Annotated in this window: 12 protein-coding genes; 4 read left to right on the forward strand and 8 right to left on the reverse strand. The window is 74.3% G+C overall.

The features are described from left to right. The first annotated feature begins 64 nt into the window (after nucleotides 1–64). From LNW72_RS05645 to LNW72_RS05655, 3 genes are all read left to right on the forward strand, one after another. A complete protein-coding gene (locus tag LNW72_RS05645) occupies nucleotides 65–862 on the forward strand; it encodes a DUF5666 domain-containing protein (protein ID WP_250974351.1) in 798 nt (265 codons plus the stop codon). Nucleotides 863–958: 96 nt separating this feature from the next. Continuing rightward, entirely contained in the window at nucleotides 959–1,690 is a 732-nt protein-coding gene (locus tag LNW72_RS05650; RefSeq protein ID WP_250974352.1) for a response regulator transcription factor, read from the forward strand. Nucleotides 1,691–1,696: 6 nt separating this feature from the next. After that, nucleotides 1,697–3,232, forward strand: coding sequence for an ATP-binding protein (locus tag LNW72_RS05655; protein WP_250974353.1), 1,536 nt, complete (start codon nucleotides 1,697–1,699; stop codon nucleotides 3,230–3,232). 63 nt (nucleotides 3,233–3,295) lie between these two features. Here LNW72_RS05655 and LNW72_RS05660 read toward each other — a convergent pair whose 3' ends face one another. From LNW72_RS05660 to LNW72_RS05695, 8 genes are all read right to left on the reverse strand, one after another. Then, nucleotides 3,296–3,745 carry a VOC family protein gene (locus LNW72_RS05660; protein ID WP_250974354.1) on the reverse strand — a complete coding sequence of 150 codons (450 nt, stop codon included), beginning with the start codon at nucleotides 3,743–3,745 and terminating at the stop codon, nucleotides 3,296–3,298. Between the two features lie 87 nt (nucleotides 3,746–3,832). Then, nucleotides 3,833–5,632 carry a hypothetical protein gene (locus LNW72_RS05665; protein ID WP_250974355.1) on the reverse strand — a complete coding sequence of 600 codons (1,800 nt, stop codon included), beginning with the start codon at nucleotides 5,630–5,632 and terminating at the stop codon, nucleotides 3,833–3,835. Further along, the gene (locus LNW72_RS05670) at nucleotides 5,629–9,189 is read right to left on the reverse strand and encodes a DUF5682 family protein (RefSeq protein ID WP_250974356.1); all 3,561 of its coding nucleotides are present in this window, start codon (nucleotides 9,187–9,189) and stop codon (nucleotides 5,629–5,631) included. The genes LNW72_RS05665 and LNW72_RS05670 overlap by 4 nt, the downstream gene beginning before the upstream one ends. A gap of 31 nt (nucleotides 9,190–9,220) precedes the next feature. Further along, nucleotides 9,221–10,408, reverse strand: a complete 1,188-nt coding sequence (locus LNW72_RS05675) for an AAA family ATPase (RefSeq protein WP_250974357.1) — start codon at nucleotides 10,406–10,408, stop codon at nucleotides 9,221–9,223. Further along, nucleotides 10,405–15,378, reverse strand: coding sequence for a hypothetical protein (locus LNW72_RS05680; RefSeq protein WP_250974358.1), 4,974 nt, complete (start codon nucleotides 15,376–15,378; stop codon nucleotides 10,405–10,407). The genes LNW72_RS05675 and LNW72_RS05680 overlap by 4 nt, the downstream gene beginning before the upstream one ends. Further along, nucleotides 15,375–16,229, reverse strand: a complete 855-nt coding sequence (locus LNW72_RS05685) for a DUF4132 domain-containing protein (protein ID WP_250974359.1) — start codon at nucleotides 16,227–16,229, stop codon at nucleotides 15,375–15,377. The genes LNW72_RS05680 and LNW72_RS05685 overlap by 4 nt, the downstream gene beginning before the upstream one ends. Nucleotides 16,230–16,405: 176 nt before the next feature. Continuing rightward, entirely contained in the window at nucleotides 16,406–17,668 is a 1,263-nt protein-coding gene (locus LNW72_RS05690; protein WP_250974360.1) for a fused response regulator/phosphatase, read from the reverse strand. Then, nucleotides 17,665–19,191: an ATP-binding protein gene (locus LNW72_RS05695; protein ID WP_250980032.1), complete on the reverse strand. Its 1,527-nt coding sequence runs from the start codon at nucleotides 19,189–19,191 to the stop codon at nucleotides 17,665–17,667. The genes LNW72_RS05690 and LNW72_RS05695 overlap by 4 nt, the downstream gene beginning before the upstream one ends. Nucleotides 19,192–19,602: 411 nt before the next feature. Here LNW72_RS05695 and LNW72_RS05700 point away from each other — a divergent pair, with 411 nt between their 5' ends. After that, entirely contained in the window at nucleotides 19,603–20,040 is a 438-nt protein-coding gene (locus tag LNW72_RS05700) for a response regulator (RefSeq protein WP_250974361.1), read from the forward strand. The last annotated feature ends 146 nt before the right edge of the window (nucleotides 20,041–20,186 follow it).

Genomic DNA, 20,186 nt, shown 5'->3' on the forward strand with positions numbered 1-20,186 from the left:
CTCCCCCGCTCGCTCGCCCCACCTCGATCATTCCCCCTCGACAGCACGGACAGGAGAAGCGGACATGGCCCGACGCCGCACCGATCTCGTGAAGGCCGACGCCCAGGATCCGGCGCCGTCCGACACCTACACCGCGTACGACCCCGGCTTCAGCGACCCGGACGGCACCACCCGTCTGCCGGTGGTCCCCGGCACCTCGGCAGCGGAGCCCCACGCCTTCGGGGAGCCCGGCCGGGCGGAGCTCCTGGAGAGCCCCGGCGGCCGGCCGGCGGCCCGGCCCGAGGACGTCCTCGCCGAGCCGCCGGACGCCCGGGACATCTCGGCGGAGCTCAGCGCCCCGCCCCGGCGGAGCCTGCCCTGGCTGACGCTGCTGCTCTCCGGCGGCGTGGTGGCCGCGGCGGCCTTCACCGGCGGCGCGCTGGTCGAGAAGAACCACGTCCAGAACAACCCTGCCGCAGCGGGGCGCAGCGGCTTCAACGCCGGGGCGGGCGCCGCCACCGGCCGTACCGGGACCGGCGGCGGCCGTACCTTCGGCGGCGGCCAGGCAGGCGGCCAGACCGGAGGTCAGGGCGGAGCCGGTGGTACCGGCGGCCCGGCGGCGGGCGGCGGTCTGACGATCGGCACGGTGAAGCTCGTCGACGGCAGCACGATCTACGTCACCGACGCCCAGGGCAACATCGTCAAGGTCACCACCGCGGGCTCCACCAAGGTCACCGAGGCCAAGAGCGGCAAGGTGTCCGAGCTGCAGCCCGGCCAGACCGTGACGGTACGCGGCAGCCAGAACGCCACCGGCGACATCGCCGCGACCACCGTCACCGAGGGCGGCGCGAGCGGCGGCGGCTTCGGGGCGGGCCGGGGCTGATTCCGTCCTTACGCCCGGAAGGCGTACGGTGCATCGGCCCACCCCGCACGACCGGAACCGCAGAACCGTACGCATCGCACGAGGGGCCGAGAGTCCATGGACACACCTGAAGCCAGCCTGCTGGTCGTCGACGACGAGCCCAACATCCGGGAGCTGCTCTCGGCGTCACTGCGCTTCGTCGGGTTCAAGGTGGTCTCCGCGGCCTCCGGTGCGGACGCCCTGGAGGCCGTCGCCCGCGAGCGGCCGGACCTGGTGGTGCTCGATGTGATGCTGCCCGACATGACCGGATTCGCCGTCGTGCGCCGGCTGCGCGAGGAGTCGGGCCCGTACGCCAGGACCGCGTCGGGACCCGACCGTCTCCCGGTGCTCTTCCTCACTGCCAAGGACGGGGTGGAGGACAAGATCAGCGGGCTGACGGCGGGCGGCGACGACTACGTCACCAAGCCGTTCAGCCTGGAGGAGCTGATCGCGCGGATCCGCGCGATCCTGCGCCGCACCGGCGGCCCCACCGACGACGGGCGCCTGGTGGCGGGCGATCTGGAACTCGACCCGGTGGGCCACCAGGTGCTGCGAGCGGGCCGGCCCGTCTCGCTCTCCCCCACCGAGTTCAAGCTGCTCGCCTATCTCATGACGAACGCCGACCGCGTGGTGTCGAAGATCCAGATCCTCGACCACGTCTGGGCCTACGACTTCGGCGGCGACCTGAGCATCGTCGAGTCGTACATCTCGTACGTGCGCCGCAAGGTGGACTCCGGGGCGGACGGCGCACCCAAGCTCATCCACACCGTGCGCGGCATCGGTTACGTGCTGCGCCGCCCGCAGGGCTGAGCCGGAATGCGCGTTCGCTTCACGAAGGCGGTACGGCGGCTGGCCGTACTCCGGCCGTCCGCCCTGTCCCTGCGCTCCCGGCTGGTGCTGCTCTCCGTGGCGCTGGTCGCGCTCGGGCTGACGGTCAGCGACACGGTCGTGCTCGGCTCGGTCCGGGGGCGGCTGGTGCAGCGGGTCGACCAGCAGCTCGGGCGGTACGGCGAGACCGTGGCCCGCCGGCTGGGCGCCGAGGGCACTCCCCAGCCACGTTATGGGCACGCCGGAAGCACCCGCTCCTGGCTGCCCAGCCAGTACGTCGTCGCCTTCGCGGCGGCCGACGGCAAGGTCTCCGAGCAGTTCCGGCTGCCGGTGGCCGCCGGCGACCCGCGCCCGCTGTGGCCGGTGATGGACGCCGCCGCGCTCCGGGCGCACCTGGGCAAGCCGTTCGACATCCCCAGCGACCACGGCGGCGGCAACTGGCGGGTGCTCATCGTGCCGGTGACCGGCGCCGCGCAGAACGGTGCCGCGACCTCCGCCTCCGGCGCGCTGCCGTCCGGCGTGGTCGTGGCGGCCTCGCTGGACGAGGTCTCCTCGACCGTCGACCATCTGAGCGACGCGTTCCTGCTGATCGGCGGGGTCGTGGTGGCGCTGCTCGGGCTGGCGGGCTGGTTCGCGGTGCGCGCGGGGCTGCGTCCGCTGCGCCGTATCGAGGCGACCGCCGCCGAGATCGCCGCGGGGCGGCCGCTCTCGCACCGGATGCCCGCGGCCTCCCCGCGCACCGAGGCGGGGCGGCTGTCGAGTGCCCTCAACGGCATGCTGGCCCAGATCGAGTCGGCCTTCGCCGTCCGCGCCCGGTCCGAGGAGCAGATGCGGCGCTTCGTCGCCGACGCCAGCCATGAACTGCGCACACCACTGGCCGGTATCCGCGGTTTCGCGGAGCTCTACCGGATGGGTGCGCTGCCGGACGAGGCGGACGTCAAGCGCACCATGGCGCGCATCGAGAGCGAGGCGGTGCGGCTGGGCGGCCTGGTCGAGGACCTGCTGACGCTCGTCCGGATGAACGAACAGCGTCCCGTCCAGCTCGCCCCGATGGACCTGCGCACCCTGGCGGTCGACGCGCTGCACGACACCACGGCGCTCGACCCGACCCGCTCCGTCTCCCTGACCGGGCCCGGCGGCGCGGGGACGCCCCCCGGCGCCGCGCTGGTGCTGGGCGACGAGGCACGGCTGCGCCAGGTCGTCGCCAACCTCGTCGGGAACGCCGTCGCCCACACCCCGCCGGGCACCGCGGTCCGGATCGGAGTGGGCACCGTCGGCACCGACGGCGTCATCGAAGTCGCCGACTCGGGACCCGGGCTGACGCCCGAGCAGGCGGCCCGGGTCTTCGAGCGCTTCTACCGCGTGGACGCCTCCCGCAGCCGCCAGGACGGCGGCGGTGCCGGGCTGGGCCTCGCGATCGCCTCGGCGCTGGTGTCGGCCCATCACGGTGAGGTGGAACTGGTGACCTCCCCCGGCGGGGGCGCCGTCTTCCGGGTGCTGCTGCCCTCTGCCGCGGAGCTGTGAGGGCAGCAGCACCCGACCGGCCTGCGGCGACCGGTCTCCTGCTCCTGCTCCTGCTCCTGCTGGCTATTGGACGTCGAACTCGTTGCCCTCCGGGTCGGCCATGGTGACGTGGCTGCCCCCCGGCTCGGACACGACGTTCAGGACGGTGGCGCCGAGCCCTTCCAGCCGCTTGACCTCCGCCTCGCGGGCCTCCGCACCGACGTGCAGGTCGATGTGCAGCCGGTTCTTGCCCTGCTTGGGCTCCGGGACGCCCTGGAAGAGCACCCGCCGGTTCAGGCCCATGCCGGTGGCGGCATCGAACGGGTCCTCCGGGTGGCGCACGGCTGCCAGCGTCGACCAGCCCCGGCGCCCTTCGGTCTCGATCAGATCGGCCTCGCCGATCGCGCCGACGCCCAGCAGCCGCTCGATGAGCGCGGTGTGGTCCTCGACCTCGTAGCCCAGCGCCTGTGCCCAGAAACCGGCGAGCCGGTGCGGGTCGGCGCAGTCGATGACGAGTTTCCAGTGCAAGGCCATACGTTCCTCCTTGAATGGGCGGACCGGCACCTGTCCGGTCCTGCTTCGATGTAACCAGTTATGGGATGCAGTGACCGGGCGACGGGCTCACCCTGACCCGGCTGCGGCACCGGGAGGCTGCCAGGCGGCGGCGCAGAGCGAGTTCTCCGCCGCCTCGGCGTACAGGGCGGCGCCCAGCCACGCGCGGGCGAAGTGGGTCGTGTCGGCGGGGAGCAGCCGGCCGAAGGGGTCGCGGGTGCGTTCGGTGGCGGCCTGCTGCAGTGCGGCCAGGAGGTCGGCGGCGGTGGGGAGCGCGGAACGGCGCAGGCGGTGGGCGTCGGACGACAGCGATCCGGGCACGGCGAGAAAGCGGCGCCCTGCCGCGACGGCCTGTTCGAGCCGCCGGTGCAGGAGATGGAGCGGGGCCTGGTCCAGCGGTTCGCCGCCGGAGCCGGGCCCGGCCGGAGGTGGCAGGACGGGGAGATCGGCGCGCTGGAGGCGGTCCAGGCCCATGTCGACGCGGCGTTCGGGATCGGCGGGGTGCGCGATCGCCAGCAGGTGCAACCGGGGCTGGGGCGCCGGAACGAGACGGCCGACGATCCGCAGCCGGGCGCCGGGGAGCGCCGCCAGCATCCGGAGGTTGTCCCGGTGGGCCAGTGCGGGGTGGTCATGGGCCGCGGTGAGCCGGAGCGTCAGCTCGTCGCACGCGGCGAGGAGGCAGTCCCCGCCGGTCTCGCGGGCGGCGCCCAGGATCGTGACGTCGAGGAAGAGCAGGTCGGCGCCCGCGTGTGTGGTCCCCGCACCGGGGGCGCGGGCGCGGAGGGCACGGGCGACCTGTTCGGCGGCCGGTACCGCCCACAGGGCCTCGATGGGTTCCGCCGTCCAGACGGCTCCCGCCGCCCGCACCGCCTTGACCGCCGCACCCGCACCGAGCCGTCCGGTCGGCGAGACGGTGGCCCCCGACAGGGCGAGCCCGGCACGCGACAGCTCCCGGTGGGTGAGGGCGGTGTCGCCGAGCCGCACGGTGCGGTCGGCCGCCGCGGCGGCCCGGCCGGGGCCGCCGGGCGCGATGTCCGAGACGGTGTAGAGCCGGCCGCCGGCGGCCGCGGCCCAGGTGGTGGCTCCGGCGTAACCGCCCGCGGTGATCAGCGGTTCGGTGAACAGCCCGTACAGCCGCAGGGATCCGTCGGGCACATAGGCCTGTCGGGCGGTGCCGCGCAGGGCGGCCAGTTCGGAGTCGCCCGCGTCGGGCAACCGGTGGGCCGTGGCGAGCAGTTCACGGACGGCCGCGGTCAGGTCCCCCAGCCGGTGTGCCGGGTCGGCGGAACGCGCGGCGCGCAGTCCGTTGACGACCGAGACGGCCGCCGCGGCCGGGCGGGGCAGCCCACCGAGCCGGGCCGCGTGGGCCGCCCGGAGCAACTCGGCCTGCAGGACGGCCCCGGCACCTTCGATACCCGCGTCGAGAACGGCGGCCCCGGCGGCCCACAGAGCGCCGGCGGCCGCCCGCTGTTCGGGCGTCGGAACGTCCTCGGAAGCGCCTTCTGGGGCTGGAGCGGCCTCGCTGTCCGCGTTCGCGGCCGTGTTCGCGTCCGTGTCGTTGGGTGAAGGCGCTGGTTCGTCGTCGGCCACGGGCGCCGCGGACGCGACGGCCGCGCGGTGCAGGCAGTCCGGCGCGAGCAGGCAGCCACAGCGGATCGCGTCCGGGGTGGTCACCACCCCGGCGGGGGCGTGGAGTTCCAGGCTGATCTCGTCGTCGACCGCGATCCGTACGGTGTCGCCGTCACGGACGGCGGGCCTGGCGGCGATCTTGACCGCGGCGGCGTCGAGGCGTTTGCGCAGCCGGGGCGAGAGGGCGCCGACGATCTCGGCGGTCACGGCGGGTGCGACGGCGGGGAGGTCCTGGCTCATGCGATCTTCTCCCCTACCCAGCGGGCGAGTTCGAGCGGGCTGAGGGCGGCGACCGGCATGCCGGCGGCGACGAGCTGGCCGGCGACACCGGTCGAGTACCGGGGACGTCCGGCGTCGTCCAGACTCGCGCAGCCCAGCACATGACAGCCGGCCCCGACGAGGGAACGGACCTCGGAGAGCAGCCCGCCGAGCGGATAGCCCTCCTCGAAGTCGCTGATCACGACGACGAGGGTGCGGGACGGCACGGTCACCAGCGTGCGCGCGTGCCGCAGTCCCGCGGCGATGTGGGTGCCGCCGCCGACGCGGACCTCGAGGAGCAGCGAGAGGGGGTCGTGCACCTGGTCGGTGAGGTCGATGACCTCGGTGGAGAAGGCCAGGAAGTGGGTGGACAGGGTGGGTACCCCGGCGAGCACCGCGGCCGTGAGGGCCGACCAGATGGTGGAGGACTCCATCGAGCCCGACACGTCGGTGACCAGGACCAGCCGCCAGTCGGCGGCGCGCCGCGCGCGGGAGCGGAAGACCGGCCGTTCGGGGATGACCTGGACGCTGCCGTCGGGTGCCATGCGCGCGGTCGCGAGGTTGGCGCGCAGGGTGCGCGCCAGATCGAGCCGTCCGCCGGGGCGCCGGCTGGGGCGGGGCAGCGTCATACCGGTCATGGCCGGCCGCAGTCGGGTGGCGAGCTGCCGGGTGAGTTCCTCGACGAGCCGGCGCACCAGCGGACGGAGTGCGCCGAGCCGGGCCTCGGGCAGGCCGCCGGCGTGCTGGAGGACGGTCTTCAGCAGGTCCACGGAGGGCCGGACGCTGCCGGGGTCGAGTTCGGTCAGTACATCGCGGCGCCCGGACGCGGCGGCTGCCGCGAGCACTTCCTCGCGGATGCCGGGACCGAACAGCGCGGCCAGCTCCTCGGACCACTCCCGGACACCCGGGTACGGGGCTTGGCGGCCACCGCGGTTGCCCCCGGCGCCGCCGGTGAGATCACCGCGCGAGCCCTCGCCACGGCCGCTGCCGTACAGCTCGTCCAGGGCGGTGGCCAACGGCAGTGCGGACGGAGGCAGTTGGTCGGTCCGGCGGCCGAGCACCAGCCGCCATCGGTCGGCCGGTGCCAGGATCCGTTCCTCTCCGCCCGGCAGCGGCGGTGACTCGGCGGCCGGTGCCGTCAGGTCCGCCGCCCCGGCCGGATCACCGGCCGCAGCCGGTTCGGTGGCGGGCAGCAGACCCAGCCGGCCCAGCGTCTCCCGGGCGGAGAGATCGGCCCGGGTCCACCGCGCCAGCGCGGCCGGGTCGATGCCGTCCGTGTCGGTGATGTGGCTCACGTCGTCCCCGAGTCGTGCCTCCACGGTCGTCAGCAACCGGTCGCGGGCGGCCGGGCTGAGGGTGTCGAAGCCGCCGCGCAGCGCGGGCAAACGGTCCAGGAAGGAGCTGTCGCCGAGATCCGTGATCCGGCCCAGCAGCGGGTCGAGGACGGGTGCCATGGTCTCCAGGAGCGGGCCCGCCGCGGTGAGCAGGCCGGTGAGGCGGGCGGTCAGGGCGGCCCGGGAGCCGGCGTCCGCGGCGGCGTCGACCCAGGACGCGGCGCGGGTGCCGAAGGCGTCCGAGTCCTCGTGTCCGAGCAGGACGCGTACGGCTCCGGCCGCGGCGGACATGAGCGGTGAGCCGTCGGCGGCCAGCCGGGTGAGGGAGTCGGTGAGACGGATGCCACCGAGGGCGTCCGCGCGGTGGGCGAGTTCGAGCAGCGCGCGGGCGTCCGCCGGATCGTCGGAACCGGTGAGGCCGTCGACCTGTCGGACCGCGGCGGCGGTCAGCAGTTCGTTGACCGCCGTGGCCCGCTCACCGCGGTCCGCGTCCACGCTGAGTCCGGCGACATGGCCGGCCCTGATGCGGTCCAGCAGCGCGAGGGCGGAGAGCAGTTGGGGCAGTGTGCCGGTGGCGGGCACACCCTGGCCCAGCTCCTCGAGCCGTGCGTCCGCCAGCCCGGGCAGGCCGCACGAGGCGGCCTCCGCCAGACCGTCGATGGTCTGCTCGGCGGTGGGGCCGCCCGCGTCGTGTTCTGCGCGGCGGCGTTCGCGCAGCAGGCCTTCGGCGGCCTGGCCCGGGGTGACGCCGCGGACCCCGGCGGCGGCCAGCATGGCGGCGGTGGCCGGCGTCCAGCGCACTTCCCACCGGGTGGTGACGGCGTCGCTGCCGCCCGCACCCGTCACGGCCGTGGCCGAGGCGTACGGGATGCCGCACACCGTGAGGCGGCGCAGCAGCAGTTCGCGGCGGCGGTCGAGGTCCGAACGCAGCGGGTCCAGCCGCAGATCGCGGGCGGCGGCCGTCCCCGGGTCGCCGGGGCCCGGCAGGCCCAGGCGGGCGACCTCCTCCTCGACGGCCGGTGCCAGACCGCTGCGCGGCGCGTCCGGGGCGGGCCGGCCGGAGCGGGTGCCGACCAGCACCCGTTCCAGCGCTCGGGCGACAGCACGCCCCCGCCCGAGGGGCTCGCCCTGGGTGAGCACCGTCTGCACGGCCTCGATGAGCTCCCCTCGGCCGGGCGCGGGCAGACCGCGCAGCCTGGCGAGGTCGCCCGCCAGCCGCACGATCTCGCGGGCGTCGGCCGGACCCGACGGGTGGTCCTGCGCGCGCAGTTCGCCGCAGATCCGCACCGCGGTCCCGAGGAGTGCCTCGTCGATCGCGGCCGGGCTGCCCGCCGCCCGCAGGACGAGGTGCTGCCATTCGGGATCGCGGATGCCGGCCGGATAGCCGGACCGCTCGTCCAGCAGCGGGTAGGTGTACGGAATGAGCGACACCGTCCACGGCGGGCTGTCGGAGGCCGTGCCGGCCGGCGGGACCGGGTCGGTGTCCGGGCTCAGCAGCGCCGGGGTGTGGAAGGCACCGACGATGACCGCGGCCCGGCGGCCGGAGGCCCGGACCTCGTCGATCCTGGCTCGCATCCACCGCTCCCGGGCCGGGTCCGACGCCTCGACTCCCCCGCCCCGTTCGGCGTCGTGCCGCAGCGCCCAGCCGGTGAGCAGGGCGGCGCGGCGCAGCGCCTCGGGTGTGGAGCCGGGGGCGGCGGTCTCGACGAGGCGGTCCCAGAGATCCTCTCCGGGACGCCCGGTGAGCCGGGCGTTCAGCGCGTCACGCAGCCCCGGTCCCTCGCCGCCTGAGCTGCCCCGGGCGGCGGGCGGGCGGCGCTCGTGCCAGGCCGGGTCGGACAGCGGCAGGTCGCAGGCGATGACTGGGACGCCGTGGGCGGCGGCCCAACGCAGGGCGGCGAGTTCGGGAGAGAAGTCGGCGAACGGATAGAAGGCGGGGCCGCGCCCGTCCCCGCCGGCGGGGACGGCGGCCAGCGCGACCGGGGCCAGGGTGTCGGCATGAGCGAGCCAGGGCAGCCAGTCCTGCAGGTCGGCGGGCAGCTCGACGAGCAGCACCTCCGGCCTGGCGGCGTCCAGCAGTTCCGGCATGACGGCGGCGAGCGACGGCGCGTGGTGGCGGACGCCGATGAGGTACGGGGCGGTGGGGCCGGTCAGGGCCGCCACCGCCTCGTCCGGAGTCATGGACGGCGTCACGGACGGCTTCATGGACCGTGTGATGGGCGGAACGGTCATGGCGTCAGCTCTCCAGGACCGAGCGCAGGTCCCACAGCGTGCGCCAGGTCGCGGAGCCCTGCTCGGCCCGGCGGCGCACCGCGCCGTCCCAGTACCCCAGCAAGCGGGCGGCGTCCGCCGGATCGTCCTTGCGGACGACGCCGAGCAGGTGGCCCGGGAGCAGGGACAGCACGTCACGGTCGCCGGGGAAGTACGCGGCGGCCAGGGCGAGGGCACCGGCCACCGACACGGCTTCCGCGGTACTCATCACCGTGGAGGGGCGTTCGACCTCCCAGCCCTCGGCCGACCGCCCGTCCCGCAGATCGCGGAAGGCCGTCACGAGGGCTTCGAGGATCGCGTCGTCCACCTGGAAGGGGGCGCCCGCCCGCGTGACGGCCGCGTGGGCCTGGCGGCGCACGAGGGCGGTCTCGGCGTCGAGATCGCCGATGGGCCCGACGGTCTCGAAGTTGAAGCGCCGCTTGAGGGCGGCGGACATCTCGGAGACGCCCTTGTCACGGAGGTTGGCGGTCGCGATGAGCGTGAAGCCGGGGGCGGCGTGCGCGAGGGCGTCCTCCCCGCCGGCCAGCTCCGGGACGGCGATGCGGCGTTCGGACAGCAGCGAGACCAGTGCGTCCTGGACCTCCGGCAGGCAGCGGGTGATCTCCTCGACCCGGGCGACGGCGCCGCGGGTCATGGCGGTGAGCACCGGGGACGGCACCAGGGCCTGCCGGGTGGGGCCCTGGGCCAGCAGCAGCGCGTAGTTCCAGCCGTACTTGAGCTGGTCCTCGGTGGTGCCCGCGGTGCCCTGCACCACCAGGCCGCTGGTGCCGCACACGGCGGCCGACAGCAGCTCGGAGAGCATGGACTTGGCGGTGCCGGGCTCGCCGACGAGCAGCAGCCCGCGCTCTCCGGCGAGGGTGACGACGCAGCGTTCCACCAGGGCCCGGTCGCCGACGAACTTCTGCTCGACGACCAGCCGGCGCGGCACCCCTTCGGGCGCCGCGGCGGCCTCCGGCAGGTGCAGGGCCTCGCCGTTGCTGCCCATCACGAAGGTAACGACGGTGCGCGGGGTCAGCCGCCAGGAGGGCGGACGGGGGCCGCTGTCGTAGGCGGCGAGGAAGGCCAGTTCGGTGGCGTGGCGGTCCTCGGGCGGGCTGACCTGGCGGTCCGGCGCTGCGGAGGATGCGGTCTCGGTGCGGATGTCGGTGGTCATCGACGGCGGCCCTTCCGGGTGGCACGGGTGGTGAGTTCTTCGAAGGCGGGGGCGTCGCCGTCCTGCACGCGCCCCCAGGCGCGGGCGAACAGCGCGGGCACCGGCAGCAGCGGTACGGCCCGTACGTGGTCGCGCAGCGGGTAGAGCCCTTCCTTCCAGGTCTCCACCGGCAGGGCGGACGACTTGAAGTCGTGCCAGCCGCAGGGCAGGAACAGGGTCCGGCCCGCGCGGGACCGCTTGGCCTCCAGGACCAGGTCGGTGGCGGCGAGTTCGGCCCGCGCCTTCTTCAGCCGGGCGGGCTTCCAGCCGGTCCAGCGGGCGCAGTCGCGGTCCGTCGGGTCGGGCAGGGCCAGCAGCTGCAGGTAGACCGCGGCCGCGTCCTCGCTCAGCGCGTGGGCGGCGGCCACCTCAGTGACCAGTTCCGGCACCGATCGGGTGGGGTCCTGCGCGTGTCCGGTGAAGTCGTCGGGCCCGGTCCCGGCGTTGACGGCCTGCTCCAGGTCGCTGCCGAACAGCGCTCGTACCGAGGCGAGGGTACTGATCCGCCCGGAGCCGAGAAGTCCTTCGAGCAGTCCGAAGACGGGATCGTCGGCGCCGGTGATGCCTGCCGTGCGCACCAGGGTCATCTCGTTGTCGCCGTACCAGGGGCGCAGCACGAGGCTGTCCCCGACGCGGGTGAGACCGTCAGGTCCCGCTCCGCCGGTCGCGGGCAGGCCGTAGGCCGTGCGCAGTGCCGCGGCGGTCGGGGTGCCCTTCTCGGTCCACTCCACGTCCAGGTCGAGGACGAGTCCGGGGTCGGTCAGACGGCGGCGAACAGCGGAGAGTCCGGCGGGCAGATGGGCGCGCAGCGGATGTCCGTACGGCAGTCCGTAGGCGAGCCCGCTGAGCGCGGCGACGGCGCCGGTGAGGTCTCCCCGGCCGGGCAGGGCCGACGGGTCGTCGGGGACGAGGTTGCCGTCCTTGTCGCGCCGCATGGTGGTGGTGCGGCTCAGCCACGCGGTCCGCGCGGGGTTGAGGACCGCCTCCGCAGCTTCCGTACCGACGCCGTGCAGCACGTCCGCCAGATCCTCCGGCAGCCGGATCAGCGATCCCAGGCGCTCGGCCCAGACCCGGGCCGCCGCCTCGATGTCCGGTCCCGTCGCCCACAGTTCGGCCGGGTCGGCCGGCAGCAGTGCGTCCAGCAGCGCCAGCCGGTTGGCACGGCCGAGCGAGTTCAGCCGGTGGTCGGCCCGTTCCGCCTGACGGGTCTTGAGGCCGAGCACGGAGAGCCCGGCCGTCTCCGTCTCGCCGGTGCCCGCCGCGACCAGCAGGGCCGCCTGGGCGGGCCCGATGCCGGTGGCGGCGTCGAGCGCGACGGCCGTTTCGGGCCGCCACGGGACGGCGCCCCGCTCCCGGACGAGGCGGATCAGCGGCAGCAGACGCTCGTGCGGGAACGCCGGGTCGTGACGCTGCTCCTCGTGGAGGGTGAAGTCGGCGATCCGGCCGAACGTCCCCTCCGGGTCGTGGTCGAGGGCGAGCCAGTGCACACGGCCGTTGCCCCGGTTGACGTTCTGCCGGCCGAGGATCACCACGGTGCGGCCACCGCGGCGCAGCACCTGGCCGACCCGTTCCCGCTCGGTGCCCTCCTCGCACAGGACGACCTCGCGCAGGGCGCCCGAGGGGTCCGCGAGGGGGCCGGTGGCGACCGCTTCGAGAAGGGTCAGCAGTGCCTCCCGGTGCTCGGCGGAGGTGCTGGGGGCAGCCGCGCGGTAGGCGAGATGCCGCAGTCTGTTCAGGAAGGGCAGCCAGACCATCCCGACGGCGGGGACCGTCTGGGCCTCGCCGGTCCAGCCGTCGCCGAGGGCCGGCAGCGGGGTGGGTTCGGGCAGCGGCTTGCCGTCGGCGGGCTTCCCCGACAGGACGTGATTGACCGACAGGATCTGCTGGAGGGCGGTCCACTCCTCGCCCTGTCCCCAGCGCATGTAGCCGCCGGGCGTGGCGATACCGGCGGTGGCGGCCCGCAGGGTCGTGTCGTCGCCGTGTGCGGGCCGGTGCTGGGCGTACATGCCCTCGGTCCGCGGTGTCTTCGGCTGCTTGGGCTGCACGGGTGCGACGAACGAGGCGGTGGCGACCACATGGTTGACTGCCGCCCGCACGATCGCGGTCACTCCCGTGAGCAGCCGCGGGTCGGACAGCGCGGGAAGTGCCGCGGCGACAGCCGTCCGAGCCACCTCGTCCGCGGACGGGCCGGTGTACTTCTCCTGTCCCGCGGCCGCGGCGCGGCGCTCCGCCAGGGCGGTGATCGCCGCGCTGAGCAGGGACGCGATGTCCGCGTCGGAGACCGCGCGCAGGGCGGCCGAGCCCTGCTCGTCGCGCGGGCGCAGGGCGTGCCAGAACGCCGGCGGCGGAACGTATCCGGTGCCTGCCGCGTACTCGCCGCCCTGTTCGGAGACGGAGACGGAGCCCAGCACACCGGCCTCGACGGATGCGGCGTCCGCCGGGTGGAGCTGGATCGTGGTGCCGACCAGGGCGGCGACGGGGCCCGCTCCGCCCGGCAGCCGCAGGACGCCCAGCGGTACGGGGTGGCGGTTCCGGCCCGGGGCCACCGGGAGGGTGACGGTGCGCCCGTCGGGTGTGCCGGCGGTGACCCGCCGCTCGTGGTCGCGGCCCTCGGTACGCACCCAGCGGCCCAGGACGGTGCCGTCGGTGCCGAACGGGGTGCTCTCCAGGCCGGGGAGCAACGGCAGGACCTCGCAGTCCTCCGGCGAGAGCCGGGCGTCCTCCCGGATCCCGGACTGCAGGAAGGCGGGCAGCGAGGCGCGTCCGTGCGTGCCGCCGGCCGGGTCGTACTCGACCCAGATGTGCTCGCGGCCCTGCTTGCCCTGGCGCCAGTGTCCGGTGCCGTCGCCCAGCACGGGCCGGGAGGACGGCAGGGTCGTGTCACCGGCGTGCAGGGTCCGGCCGCCGGTGGCGCGGCCACCTCCGGGCAACGGCAGCGACGGGGAGCCGGCCAGCTGGGCGTTCCACCAGTACGGCAGCTGTTCGCCGCCGAGCGTGAACACCTCGGTGGGGCGAGCCGACCAGTAGGCGCGCTGCTTGCCGTCCTCCTGCCAGATGACGAGCAGTTCGCCGTCCGTGTAGCGGAAGTGCGGGCGCCGCCACCGGTCGAGGTCGGCCGGGAGGCGCAGTTCGTGTTCCAGCAGCACCCCTTCGGGTCCGACGACGACGGCCCGGTGCCGGTTCGCGACGATGAGCGCGGGCCACGCCTCGGCGACGACGATCCAGTGGTTCTGGTCGGCCTGACCGGTGTTGAGCTGTTGGTAGGCCCCCTCCAGGGCCGGCCAGCCCAGTTCGTCCACGATGCCCGCGCGCAGGGTGGCGGCGAGGATCGGGGCCAGGTCGTGTCCGGCGACCCGGGCGACAGCCGCGGCGTTGACCTGGGCGGCCACCGGGCGGAACGGTGCGATCCGGCTGAGCGCCGCGCGCGAGCCGGGCAGTCCGGTCGCTCCGGTGAACTCCGCGGCGCGGTCGCGCAGCCAGTCGTGGAGCACCGCGCTCAGGACCGGGTGGCCGGCGATCGCCTCGAGCACGGAGGTCCCCGCCCGGTGACCGTTGAGGCCGCTCAGGGCGTCGTACAGCAGCTCGCGGAACCGGGGGCGGCCCGCGACGGCGGTCAGGTCACGGCGGCCGGGCACACCGTCACTGAGCCAGCCCTCCAGCGGGAGATGGACCGGGGCGCCGGGGGCCGGTTCGGTGAGCGGAATGCCCCAGGTCAGGCAGCCGTCGAGCAGGTCGAGGTCGGCGCCCGCGTGCCAGCGCCCCTGGAAGAGGTCGACCGGACGTCCGTCGAGGCGCAGCCGGGCGGCCATCCGCTCCACGAGCGCGAGCGTGACCGGGCACCGCTGGGAGCTGGAGGAACCGTGCTTGCGGTGCAGGGCCCAGCGGCTGAGCCAGTCCGCCGGATCGGCGCCCGCGGTGCCGGTCTCCTCGGTGAGCAGGGTGTCGGCGCCCGTCTCGGCGAGCAGCGCGAGCCAGGACTCGTCGGCGGACCGGCCGCTCCCGAGGCCGGTCGGCATGATCTCCAGCAGCCGGGCGCGGACGGCGGGTTCACCATCGGCGAGCACCACGAGGGTGGCGCGGTAGGCGGTCCAGAACGAGGCGGGCGCGCGGACGATGCTGGGTGAGGCGAGCAGATCGGCGACGAACGCCGACTCCGCGGTCACCCGGTCGAGACCCGCGGCCTTGATGAGCCCGCGGGCGTCCTGCGGCAGGGCGGCGTACGGCGGCATCCCGGCGGCGCACCGTTCGACGGCGAGCTGGCGGAACTGCGCCCAGGCCTCCGCCGGGTCGAGCCGCCGGGAGAGGTCCTGCACATGGTCCTTGAGCGCCTTGACGGTCAGCGCGCCGGCGAAGGCGAACTCCAGGAAGACCGCCCGCTGCCGGTCCTCGTCGACGGCGAGCCCGTGGACGCGCTCGGCGGCACGTGCCTTGCCGAAGAGCGTCGCGGCGTAGGTGCTGTTGTCGTGCTGGAGGAAGACCCGGGCGGCCTGCTCGTAGAAGGTCGGCAGGAAGTGCGGTACGGCCCGGCCGAGCCGGATGGCGAGCGCTTCGAAGCCGTCCTTCGCCGCGCCGGCACGCGACTTGGCCTGGCGGGCGAGCCGCTCCATGTCCTTGACGAGGGCGAGGGCGTGGTGGCCGTTGGCCGGGTCGTTGACCAGCGCCCAGGCGGGGAAGCCCAACGTCTCCCGGCGGACCTGTCCCACCTCGGGGGCGTCGGGTTCGCGGACGAGCCCGAGGAAGTCCAGCGCCAGGTCCTCGGCCTCGCCGAGGGTGCCCGCCACCAGGCGCACCACGCGCCGGTCGTCGAGCGCCGGGTGCGTGTAGGTGCGGGCGGTGAGCGCGTCGGCGTCGTCACGGGTGACGGTGCCGGGGCGCAGGATCGCGCCGGCGTCGAGCAGCGCCGCGGCCCGGGTGATGTCGTCGGTCTTCATGCCGCCTGCTCCTCGTCCTCGATGTCGCGTCCCGCGTACAGGGCCGCCGCCATGCGCATGCCTTCCGACCAGGCGACCGGGCCGACCTGGCCGGCCGTCAACGCCCGTCCCGCGCCGTCGGTCCAGGTCAGCGAGCCGGTCTCGGTCTGCTCGTAGCTCTCGTAGTCGCCGATCCAGATCCGTGCCTCGACGGTTCTGCCGTCCTCGACCACCGGGCAGACCGCCTGGCCGCCGCGCGCCCGGTAGCCGAGCTGGGTGGCGCGGCCGTGCAGGAACCGCAGTTCCTTGAAGGTGCCGCCCGCGTAGTCGTCGACCGAGGCGGTCTCCGCGTCCGGGCCGGCCGGGCGGCGCCACACCTCGCGGAAGAGCTGCTGCACCCGCTGGTTCACGGTGAGTTCGACCGCGAACTCGCGGAGTTCTTCGAGGTCCTCCAGCAGCACGGGGTGCGGTATGCGGACCAGCTCGGGGCTGATGCGCACGGTGTCACCGTCCAGGTCCACCAGGCCGAGGCCGCGGACGGGGTCGGCGTCCCGCAGGAACCCGGCGACGTCGCCGTTCTCCCCCATGACGACGAGGTCGCGCAGGGCCGACTGCCAGGCGGTGTCCTGCCAGACCTGGGCGACGGCGGCGACCGGGACGGGCAGCGAGCGCACCATCCACCGCTCCACGTCGGCGACGCACTGCCGTTCGTGCCGGTCCAGCCACTCCACCAGCTGGCGCAGCCCGACCACGGCCGGATCGTCGGCCAGCTTCGGCGGTACCGTCTTCAGCCGGCGCCCCGCCGCGTTGCGGCAGACCACTTTCCCGTCGTCGAGGGCGACTTCGTAGTCGCCGGCCGGAACCCACCCCATGTGCTGTCTCCTTGGTCAGACGGCCTGTTCCGGGGCATGGCACACCTAGGGCACACCGCATGCCACACCCCCGGTCGCAGCGCCGCCGCGATCACGTTGCTGCGACTCTAGGGGGAGCCTCGGACAATGCCTCCGGCAGCACCGGCGGGCCTGTGGACAACCTGACCGCGAGGGGTTCAGACGGTGCGTCCGCCGCCCTCCGGGGCGGTGAAGTCCCAGCTGAGCAACAGGATGGCGAGGTCGTCCAGATGACGTCCGGCGTCCAGTTTCCGGGTGACGGTGGTCAGATGGTCCACCAGCCCCTGCCCGCTCGTCCGCGGTGCGCTGTCGATGATGGACAGCAGGCCGGTGGTCCCCAGGCGTTCGTGCCCGGGACCGCTGTGCCCCTCCACCAGACCGTCGGTGTGCAGCAGCAGCGAGGCGGCGGGCGGGAGTTCGGCCCGGGTGGTGTGCCGGCCACCGCCGCCAGGACCGATACCGAGGGCGAGACCCGGCCGGGACGGCAGCGGACGGGCCGTGCCGTGCTGGACGAGGAGGGGTTCGTCGTGGCCGGCCAGCGTGATGTCGATCCGGCAGGTGTCCGGGTGGAGCGAGATGGTCGCGACGGTGGCGAACATGGCGGAGTAGGGGCGTTCCGCGACGAGGACCTGTTCCATCAGGGCCAGCAGGCCGGACTCGCGGTGGCCGCCCAGGACGAGCGAGCGCCAGGCGATGCGCAGGCACACGCCGATGGCGGCCTCGTCGGGTCCATGGCCGCTGACGTCGCCGATGACGGCGTGGACGACGCCGTCCGCGGTCTCCACGACGTCGAGGAAGTCACCGGCGAGCAGCGCGCCTTCGCGGCCGGGCAGATAGCAGGAGGTGGGGACCACGGCCCGGGTGGTGAGCATGGGGGTGGGCAGCAGCCCCCGTTCCAGCCGGGTGTTCTCCTGAGCCCGCAGATGGTTCTCGCGCAGCTCGGTCGCGGTGCGCTCGGCGTGCTTGCGGTGCACCGCGTAGCGCAGTGCGCGGTCGAGGAGTTCGCTGGTGACGGCGCCTTTGACGAGGTAGTCCTGGGCTCCCGCGGCGACGGCCTCGGCGCCCGCGCTGCTCTCGGCCATGCCGGTGAGGACGATGACGGCCGCGGCCGGGCAGGCGGTCTGCAGCTGCTGGACGGCACCGGTTCCCGAGGCGTCGGGAAGGTGGAGATCGAGCAGGATGCAGTCGGGTGTCCGCCCCTTCAGCCGGGCCAGCCCGTCGGCGAGCGTCTGGGCCCACTCCAGGTCGACGCTCAGACCGGTGTCGGCCAGATACTCCTCGACCAGCACCGCGTCACCGGCGTCGTCCTCGATGAGCAGGACGGCGTAGCGCCCCGGCGCCCGCTGGGCGGGCAGGGCGGGCGGCATCGTCGGCGCGGTGCGGCGCCCGCCGGCGTTCCCGTGAGCGTCCTGCACGTTCATGGCGAGACTCTCTCGGTGTCCGCGGCCGACTCGGCCTGGGGAAGGGGCAGTCTGGGGAGGGTGAAGGTGATGCGGGCGCCGGGGGTGTGGCCGGGGTCGATCGCGATCGTACCGCCGTGGAACTCCACGATCTTCTTGCACAGGGCCAGCCCGATGCCGTTGCCCGGATAGGCCTCCCGGGTGTGCAGCCGCTGGAAGATCACGAAGACCCGCTCGGCGTACTCGGCTCCGATGCCTATGCCGTTGTCGGTGACCGCGAAGTGCCACAGGCCGTCCTCGCAGCGGGCGCTCAGCTGCACCGCCGGTGTCCGTTCGGCGGAGCGGAACTTCAGTGCGTTGGAGACGAGGTTCTGCAGCAGCATGCCCAGTTGGGTGGCGTCGCCGGACACCGCGGGCAGCGGGTCGTGGGTGATCCGCGCGCCGGACTCCTCGACGGCGATGCTCAGCGCGTCGGTGGTGCGCGAGAACAGCTCCTCCAGGTCGACCGTTTCGTTGTCGGTGTGCAGCCGCCCCACCCGGGAGAAGGCCAGCAGGTCGTGGATGAGGGTCTGCATGCGGTTGGCGCCGTCGACGGCGAAGTCGATGTACTGCACGGCCCGGTCGTCGAGCTGGTCGGCGTAGCGGCGCTGCAGCAGCTGGCAGAAGCTGGCGACCTTGCGCAGCGGCTCCTGCAGGTCGTGCGAGGCCACGTAGGCGAACTGCTCCAGCTCGGCGTTGGAGCGGCGCAGCTCGGCGGCCTGCAGGTCCAGCTGCTCGCGGGCCGAGTCCGAGAAGGCCAGTTCGGCCGCGAGCCGGCCGCGCATCCCTTCGACGTCCACCGCGAGCCGGCGCAGGTCGGCCGGGCCGCTGGCCGTGATCGGGTGGCCGAAGTTCCCCCCGGCGACGCGCCGGACGTCGTCGGACAGCCGCCCCAGGGGCAGCGTCACACCGCGGCGCAGCCCCGCGAACACCAGCACCGTCAGGGCGAGGATCACCCCGGCGATGAGGGAGAAGATCCAGTTGCGCTGGGACCGTACGTGGTGCAGTTCGGCGTGCGCCCGGTCCCTGGCGGCCTCCAGGTCCTTCTCCAGATGCGCGGCGCTGACGCGGATGGCGTTGAAGTCCTGCCGGCCCTCGTCCGCCCGCTCGGTGGCCAGGGCCACCGGGGCACCGGCCGGCGCGGTGGCCACCGGCCGGCCGAACCGGGACTGCCAGGTCTCGGCCCGCGCGAGCACCTCGTCCAGGTCGGCGCCCCCGGCCGGGTCGTCGGCCAACAGGGTCCGCAACTGCGCGGTGGCGTCCTTCTGTTGTTGCAGGCCCGAGCGGTAGGGCTCCAGGAAGCCCGGCTCCCCGGTCAGCCCGTACCCCCGCGCCCCCGTCTCCTGGTTGATCAACGCGCCTTCCAGCCGCACCGAGGCCACCAGCGCCGGGGTACTGCCGTCCACCAGCCGGTCCGAGATCGCCGTGGAGCGGGCGAAGACCCACACCCCGGTCGCCGCGAGGACGGCGAGGACCGCGAGCGCGGCGCAGGCACCCGCCGTCAGCCAGCGCCGCGTCGTCCAGCCCGCCGTGGGACCGTCGGCCCGGCGGGCCCCACCCGCTCCGGAGCGCCGCTGCTCGGCCGAATCCTCGTGGCTGCGCGCCCCTGCAAGCCCTGTCACTGCGACTCCTCGATCACCCCGCCCCGCCGCGGCAGCGGCAGGGCCAACCACTCCGCCCCCGGGTACAGCCGCGCCATCGTACCCAGCGCGGGCAACCATGATTGTCGCCTCATCGACACGACCGTAGGGTGGGCACATGCGCCGCGAGGAGTCCACCGCCCGACTCGACCCTGCCCAGTTGACGGCAGCGGCCGAACAGGTCGGGACGGCGCCCTCACACCGGCCGGTCACGGAGACCTTCCGCCGCGGGCACCCCCTCAGTTCCGTCCCGCCGAACTTCACAGGAGCGAACCCGTGAACGCCCTCGCCTCTCCCCGCTCCTACAGCATCCTGCTCGTCGAGGACGACGCCGCCGATGCGATGCTCATCGAAGAAGCCCTCGCGGAAAAGGGGATGACCCGCGCCATCGCCCGCGCCAACGACGGCGTCGCCGCCCTGGAGCACCTGCGGGACCCGGCCAACGATCGCCCCGATCTCATCGTGCTGGATCTGAACATGCCCCGGATGAACGGCCGCGAACTCCTGGCCGTCCTCAAGGACGACCCGTCGCTGGCCGGCATCCCGGTGGTCGTCCTGACGACCTCGTCCACGCCGGACGACATTTCGGACGCGTACCAGCACCACGCGAACGCCTACGTCACCAAGCCGGTCAACCTCGACGACTTCCTGCACTCCGTGCGGGGCATCGACGCCTTCTTCCTCGAGATCGCCACCCACCTGCCCCGCGACTGAGCGGCGGGCGGTACTCGCGGGCCTCTCGCACCGGGAACACCGCGTCTGCCGGTCCAGACACCATTCCCACCTCATATACACGAGGAACTGGAGCACTTTTAGGTTGCATCTACGATTCTCCGGACGGACGATTGGGCATGAGGTTG

The sequence above is a fragment of the Streptomyces sp. RKAG293 genome (genome assembly GCF_023701745.1).
Lineage (GTDB): Bacteria > Actinomycetota > Actinomycetes > Streptomycetales > Streptomycetaceae > Actinacidiphila.